This is a genomic window from Streptomyces kebangsaanensis, from assembly GCF_001906585.1.
Lineage (GTDB): Bacteria > Actinomycetota > Actinomycetes > Streptomycetales > Streptomycetaceae > Streptomyces > Streptomyces kebangsaanensis.
Genome location: NZ_JUJA01000072.1, coordinates 79,578 through 85,949, shown reverse-complemented (window position 1 = coordinate 85,949; position 6,372 = coordinate 79,578). Strand labels below are relative to the sequence as shown.

At 70.5% G+C, this 6,372-nt stretch carries 7 protein-coding genes; 6 read left to right on the top strand and 1 reads right to left on the bottom strand.

All coding sequences use genetic code 11. From position 1 onward, the window contains the following. On the bottom strand, nt 1-879 hold an 879-nt coding region (locus tag RH94_RS10550), incomplete at its 3' end, for an LLM class flavin-dependent oxidoreductase (RefSeq protein ID WP_234425676.1). A 229-nt stretch (nt 880-1,108) separates the two neighbouring features. Between RH94_RS10550 and RH94_RS10545 the strand changes: the two genes are divergently transcribed. From RH94_RS10545 to RH94_RS10520, 6 genes are all read left to right on the top strand, one after another. Further along, a complete protein-coding gene (locus RH94_RS10545; protein ID WP_073947358.1) occupies nt 1,109-1,867 on the top strand; it encodes an SDR family NAD(P)-dependent oxidoreductase in 759 nt (252 codons plus the stop codon). Between the two features lie 31 nt (nt 1,868-1,898). Next, nucleotides 1,899-2,651, top strand: coding sequence for an SDR family NAD(P)-dependent oxidoreductase (locus RH94_RS10540; RefSeq protein ID WP_073947357.1), 753 nt, complete (start codon nt 1,899-1,901; stop codon nt 2,649-2,651). 70 nt (nt 2,652-2,721) lie between these two features. Beyond that, nucleotides 2,722-3,645 (top strand): zinc-binding dehydrogenase, encoded by a 924-nt coding sequence (locus tag RH94_RS10535; protein ID WP_073947356.1) that lies wholly within the window; start codon nt 2,722-2,724, stop codon nt 3,643-3,645. Between the two features lie 72 nt (nt 3,646-3,717). Then, nucleotides 3,718-4,299 (top strand): adenylyl-sulfate kinase, encoded by a 582-nt coding sequence (cysC, locus tag RH94_RS10530; RefSeq protein WP_073947355.1) that lies wholly within the window; start codon nt 3,718-3,720, stop codon nt 4,297-4,299. After that, nucleotides 4,296-5,255 (top strand): sulfate adenylyltransferase subunit CysD, encoded by a 960-nt coding sequence (gene cysD, locus RH94_RS10525; RefSeq protein WP_073947354.1) that lies wholly within the window; start codon nt 4,296-4,298, stop codon nt 5,253-5,255. The genes cysC and cysD overlap by 4 nt, the downstream gene beginning before the upstream one ends. Next, on the top strand, nt 5,255-6,372 hold a 1,118-nt coding region (locus RH94_RS10520), incomplete at its 3' end, for a sulfate adenylyltransferase subunit 1 (RefSeq protein ID WP_234425675.1). The genes cysD and RH94_RS10520, both read left to right, overlap by 1 nt.

Genomic DNA, 6,372 nt, shown 5'->3' with positions numbered 1-6,372 from the left:
CCGGTCGTCGAAGTCGGCGGAGCCACGGGTCGCGGCGTCGGCGAGCTTCTCGTACCCCGGATAGGCGGAGCTGCGGGTGCCCGCCCAGGACAGCGTGGCCGCGGAGATCTTCTCGCCGTACCGGCCCTCCACGAAGCGTCCCGTGGCGCGGGCGGTGTCGCCGTCCTCAGCCACGTAGCAGGGGTAACTAAGCTCGATCCGGCCGGTGTCCGGCTCCAGGCCGGTGTCCACCCGGCCCTTGCGGTAGGCGGCGATCAGCTCCTGCACCCGCTCGGTGGGGGAGACCGCGGCGATGATCTGCAGACCTCGGCCCGCGCGCCCGGCCGCGGTGCAGGAGTCGACGCTGGTGGTCACGGCGGAGAACACCGGCGGGTGCGGCTGCTGGGCCGGGCGGGGCAGCAGCGTGACCGGACCGAAGCAGTGGAAGCTGCCGTCGAAGACGACGTTCTCCTCCGTCCACAGGCGTATGCAGGCTTCGGCGCCCTCCTCGAACCGCTCGCGGCTCTCGTCCATGGGGACGCCGAACGCGGCGAACTCGTCGGGAAGGAAGCCGCGGCCGAAGCCGACGTCGAGCCGGCCGCGGGAGATGTTGTCCAGCATGGCCAGCTGGCCCGCCAGCTTGATGGGGTGCGCGAAGGCCGGGATCACGGCGCCGGTGCCGAGCCGGATACGGGTGGTCAGCGCAGCCGCTGCGGCGAGGAACGTGGTGGGGGAGGGGCTGTAACCGCCGTAGTCGAAGAAGTGGTGCTCCACCACCTTCAGCTGAAAGTAACCGAGTTCTTCGGCGAGCCGGACCAGGCGCAGCCCCTCGTCATAGTACTCGGCCGGGTTCTTCTCCCCGGGGCCTGTCGTCGGGAAGTACAGGATGCCGAACCTCATACCGCTCCTCGTTCCGTCCGCCGGTGTGGTGTCTTGTGGTGCCTTCCCGAGATTGCCAAGCCTCCCTGGACGGGATGTCGACACAAGAGCGTGGCACGCTGGGGCCCTGGTAGAGACTCTTCACGACTTTGGTGTTGTGTGTGCAGAGTTTCCGTGTAGCCTCTTGGTGTGTTCTCGCTACTGGAGGACCGCTGGGGGACCCGACCTGAGGACTCGGAGGAGTGCACTGATGGGACAGCCCGGAAACAACCGTCGCTCGGTGGTGATCACCGGTGGGGGCACCGGCATCGGCCGAGCCGCCGCGCACGCCTTCGCCGACGAGGGCCACGACGTACTGATCGTCGGCAGGGACGAGACGGCTCTGAAGGAGGCCGCACACGACCGGCCCGCGATCCGCCACCTGGCGCTCGACATCACCGCGCCGGGCGCCCCCGAAAAGATCGTGCGCACCGCCGTCACCGCACTCGGCGGCATCGACGTCCTCGTCAACAACGCCGCCGTAGCCAAACGGCAGTCGCTGGAGGACATCGACCGGCGGATCGCCGAGGAGCAGATCGCCACCAACCTGCTGGCCCCGCTGCTGCTCACCCAGGCCGCGCTCCCCCAGCTGCGCGCCGCCGGCGGTGTCGTCGTCAACGTCAGCGCCTCCGCGGCCGTCCGCGGCTGGGCGGGCAGCTCGGTGTACGGCGCGACCAAGGCCGGTCTGGACTTCCTCACCCGCACCTGGGCCGTCGAGCAGGCACCGCACGCAGTCCGGGTCGTCTCGGTCTCCCCCGGCCCCGTGGAGACCGGCATCGCCAGAGCCTCCGGACTGGACGAGGAGCAGATCGCCCGGCTGCGCGCGGCCCAGAAGGCCGGTGTGCCGATGGGCCGCATCGGTCAACCCGAGGAGATCGCCTGGTGGATCGTCACCATGGCCCGCCCCGAAGGGGCCTTCGCGACTGGCGTGGTACTGCCGGTCGACGGCGGGGCCGCGACCAAGCTCTGACCAGCTCTGACTCTGCTCTGAGGAGAGACGCATGAGACTCACCGGACCGCGCCTCGACGGTCGCGTGGCCGTCGTCACCGGCGCCGGCCGCGGCCTCGGGCGGCGCATTGCCGAGGCGTTCACGGCCCAGGGCTGCCGGGTGGTGGCCTCCTCCCGCACCGTCGAGCAGCTCAAGGACTGGGTGGAGGCCCACCCCGGTCGGGCCGCGGCCGTGGCGGCCGACGTCCGCGACCCCGAGGCGGTGGACGCCCTCATGCGGGCCGCCCATGAGCGCTTCAACGGCCTGGACATCGTGGTGGCCAACGCCGGGGTCAGCAGGCCCGGTCCGGCAGCAGCGCTCGAACCCGGGGACTGGGACGAGGTGATGGGCACCAACCTCGGCGGAGTCGTCAACTGCACCCGCGCGGCCGTTCCCCACCTGGAGGACTCGCCCGCCGGCCGGATCATCAACCTCTCGTCCGTGCTCGCCTCCAGGCCCGTCAAGGGCGGAGCCGCCTATTGCGCCTCCAAGGCCGCGGTGGAGGCGTACACCAAGGTCTGTGCTCTGGAACTGGCTGGCAAGGGCATCACTGTCAACTGCCTCGCTCCTGGCTTCATCGACGACGGCATGGGCCGCGAACTGCGCGCCAACGAAGCGGTGTGGGCGCACTACCGGAGCAAGCTCGCCGCGGGCCGGATGGGCACGGGTGACGAGGTCGCCAGTGCCGCGGTCTTCATCGCCGGCGGGGACAGCAGCTATGTCAACGGACACGTTCTCGAAGTCAACGGAGGTGTGTCGTGGTAGCCCGCCCCTTCCGTGCGGCCCAGCCCGTCCGGCACGGAGTACGCCGTCCCATCCGTCAGGAGACCCCCCGATGAAGACACTGATCACCACCGGCGAGGGCCCGTTCGGCCTGCGGCACGAGGAGACCCGGGATCCGGTACCGGCGCCCGGTGAGGCACTCGTCCGCGTCCGGGCCGTCTCCGTCAACCGCGGCGAGCTCGCGCTCGCTGCCGCCTCACCGGCCGGTACCCGGCTGGGGTGGGACGTCGCCGGCACGGTCGTCGAGGCCGCCGCCGACGGCTCCGGCCCGCCTCCCGGCACCCGGGTCGTCGGTCTCGCCGACGGCGGTGGCTGGGCGGAACGGGTCGCTCTGCCGGTGTCCCGGCTGGCAGAGATCCCCGCCACCGTCACCGACGAACAGGCCGCCGCCCTGCCCGTGGCAGCGCTCACCGCCTGGTACGGGCTACGCAAGGCGGGCCCGCTCCTCGGCCGCACCGTCCTGGTGACGGGTGCGGGCGGCGGTGTCGGCCGGATGGCGGTGCAGCTGGCCGCCGAGGCCGGCGCGCGCGTCGTCGCGTGGACCGGCTCCCCCGACCGCGGGCAGGATCTTGCCGAACTCGGTGCGGAGGTCGTCTCCACCTATGAGCAGGCGGGGGGCGGCGGTTCGGACGTGCTGTTCGACAGCGTCGGCGGGGAGGTGCTGACCCGGGCCTTCGTCACCCTCCGGCGAGGTGGGGTCGCCGTCGTGTACGGGAACACCACCCGCTCCGAGTTGGTGCTGCCGCCCGACTGGGGGCGGGCCCGGCCGGGAGTCTCCCTGCACAACGTGTTCCTCTTCGACGAGATCGAACGCCAGGATCCCGCAGCCGACTTGAGCACCCTGCTGAGGCTCTGTGCGATCGGCCGACTCGATCCACAGGTCGCGGTCACGGCCTCCTGGAACGACCCGGCCGAGGTGCTGAAACAGCTGGAGGGCCGATCCGTCAACGGGAAAGTCGTCCTCCGGTTGAACTGACCCCACGAGTGACCCGAGTGACCCACGAGTGAGCGGCTCGCCCGTCAGGCGGGCCGCCGAGGAGCTGAAGCCATGGTTGTGACGGCACACCGTCCCGCCTCCACCTGCACTTGCACCCGTATCTGTGGAGCCACGATATGGCTCACGGGTCTGCCGAGTGCCGGCAAGACGACGATCGCGTACGAGCTGGCCGGCCGACTGCGCGGCGAGGGCCACCGGGTCGAGGTGCTCGACGGCGACGAGATCCGGGCCTTCCTCTCGGCAGGGCTCGGCTTCAGCCGCGAGGACCGCGACACCCACGTACGGCGGATCAGCATGGCCGCCGAGGTCCTCGCACGCAACGGGGTGAAGGTCCTGGTGCCGGTCATCGCTCCGTACGCCGACAGCCGTGCGGCCGTCCGCGAACGCCACCGCGCCGTCGGCGTCCCGTTCCTGGAGGTGCACGTCGCCACCCCGGTGGAGGTGTGCACGGTACGCGATGTGAAGGGGTTGTACGCCAGGCAGGCCGCGGGCGAGATCAGCGGACTGACCGGGGTCGACGACCCGTACGAGGAGCCGGTGACTCCCGATCTGCGGATCGAGTCCCAGAACCAGACCGTGCAGGAGTCCGCGGCGACGCTCCACGCGCTGCTCGTCGAGAGGCATCTGCTGTGACTGTCGTCGCCGTCACCACTCCCACGCGCGCGTACGCTGCCGTCGTCCCCGCGGAGGACCCGTTCGCGCTCTCGCACCTGGACTCGCTCGAGTCCGAGGCGGTGCACATCTTCCGTGAGGTGGCGGGTGAGTTCGAGCGGCCGGTGATTCTTTTCTCCGGCGGCAAGGATTCGATCGTGATGCTGCATCTGGCGCTGAAGGCGTTCGCGCCGGCGCCGGTCCCGTTCTCGCTGCTGCACGTCGATACCGGGCACAACTTCTCCGAGGTCCTGGAGTACCGCGACCGGACAGTGGAACAGCACGGCCTGCAACTGCACGTGGCCGCGGTGCAGGAGTACATCGACGCCGGGAAGCTGCGTGAGCGTCCCGACGGGACGCGCAACCCGCTGCAGACGTTGCCGCTGACCGAGGCGATCCAGCAGCACCGTTTCGACGCCGTGTTCGGCGGCGGACGGCGTGACGAGGAGAAGGCCCGCGCGAAGGAGCGGGTGTTCAGTCTCCGGGACGAGTTCTCGCAGTGGGACCCGCGCCATCAGCGCCCGGAGCTGTGGCAGCTCTACAACGGCCGCCACGCGCCAGGCCAGCACGTCCGCGTGTTCCCGTTGTCGAACTGGACAGAGCTGGACGTCTGGATGTACATCGCCCGGGAGGGCATCGAGCTGCCGGAGATCTACTTCGCCCACGAGCGTGAGGTGTTCGCCCGTAACGGCATGTGGCTGACCGCAGGCGAGTGGGGCGGCCCCAAGGAGTCCGAGAGAGTCGAGAAGCGGATGATCCGCTACCGGACCGTGGGTGACATGTCCTGCACGGGCGCCGTCGACTCCGACGCGACCACACTCGACGCCGTGATCGCCGAGATCGCCGCCTCCCGGCTCACCGAGCGCGGCGCCACCCGCGCCGACGACAAGCTCTCCGAGGCAGCGATGGAAGACCGCAAGCGTGAAGGGTACTTCTGATGACTGTCGACACACTGCGTCTCGCGACCGCCGGGTCGGCGGACGACGGCAAGTCCACCCTGGTCGGCCGGCTCCTTCACGACTCCAAGTCGGTCCTCATCGACCAACTGGAGGCAGTTGTAAGGGCATCGCACGGAAACACCCCGGATCTGGCTCTCCTCACCGACGGTCTGCGGGCCGAGCGGGAGCAGGGCATCACCATCGACGTGGCCTATCGCTACTTCGCCACCGCCCGCCGCCGGTTCGTCCTCGCCGACACCCCCGGGCACGTGCAGTACACCCGCAACATGGTCACCGGCGCCTCCACCGCCGAACTGGCCGTCGTGCTCGTCGACGCCCGCAACGGCGTCGTCGAACAGACCCGCCGCCACGCCGCCGTCGCCGCCCTGCTGCGCGTCCCCCACGTCGTCCTCGCCGTCAACAAGATGGACCTCGTCGACTACGCCGAGTCCGTCTTCGCCGCGATCGCCGAGGAGTTCACCACGTACGCCTGCGAACTCGGCGTCCCCGAGATCACCGCGATCCCGATCTCGGCCCTCACGGGCGACAACGTCGTGGAACCGTCCGTCCGGATGGACTGGTACGGCGGACCCACCGTCCTGGAGCATCTCGAAAGCGTCCCTGTGGGCACCGATCCCTCCCTCTCCCCGGCCCGTCTGCCGGTGCAGTACGTGATCCGTCCGCAGACCGCCGAGCACCCCGACTACCGGGGCTACGCCGGTCGGATCGCCGCCGGTGTGCTGCGCGTGGGGGACAGGGTCAGTGTGCTGCCCTCCGGCCGGACGTCGCGGATCACCGGGATCGACCTGCTCGGCCACGCCGTCGACACCGCGTGGGCGCCCCAGTCCGTCACGGTGCTGCTCGCCGACAACGTCGACGTCTCCCGCGGGGACATGATCGCTCCCTCCGACGCCGCACCGGCCACCACCCGGGACATCGAGGCCACCGTCTGCCACCTTCACGAACGCCCGCTCAGCCCCGGCGACCGGGTGCTGCTCAAACACGGCACCCGGACCGTCGGGGCAGTGGTCAAGGACCTGCCGCAGAAGATGGGCCTGACCGGGCGGCTCAGCCGGCACGACCGGCCGGACAGCCTCGGCGTCAACGACATCGGCTC

Coding starts and splice junctions, on each gene's coding strand:
- RH94_RS10545 (WP_073947358.1), top strand. CDS start 1,109: ATGGGACAGCCCGGAAACAACCGTCGCTCGGTGGTGATCACCGGTGGG.
- RH94_RS10540 (WP_073947357.1), top strand. CDS start 1,899: ATGAGACTCACCGGACCGCGCCTCGACGGTCGCGTGGCCGTCGTCACC.
- RH94_RS10535 (WP_073947356.1), top strand. CDS start 2,722: ATGAAGACACTGATCACCACCGGCGAGGGCCCGTTCGGCCTGCGGCAC.
- cysC (WP_073947355.1), top strand. CDS start 3,718: ATGGTTGTGACGGCACACCGTCCCGCCTCCACCTGCACTTGCACCCGT.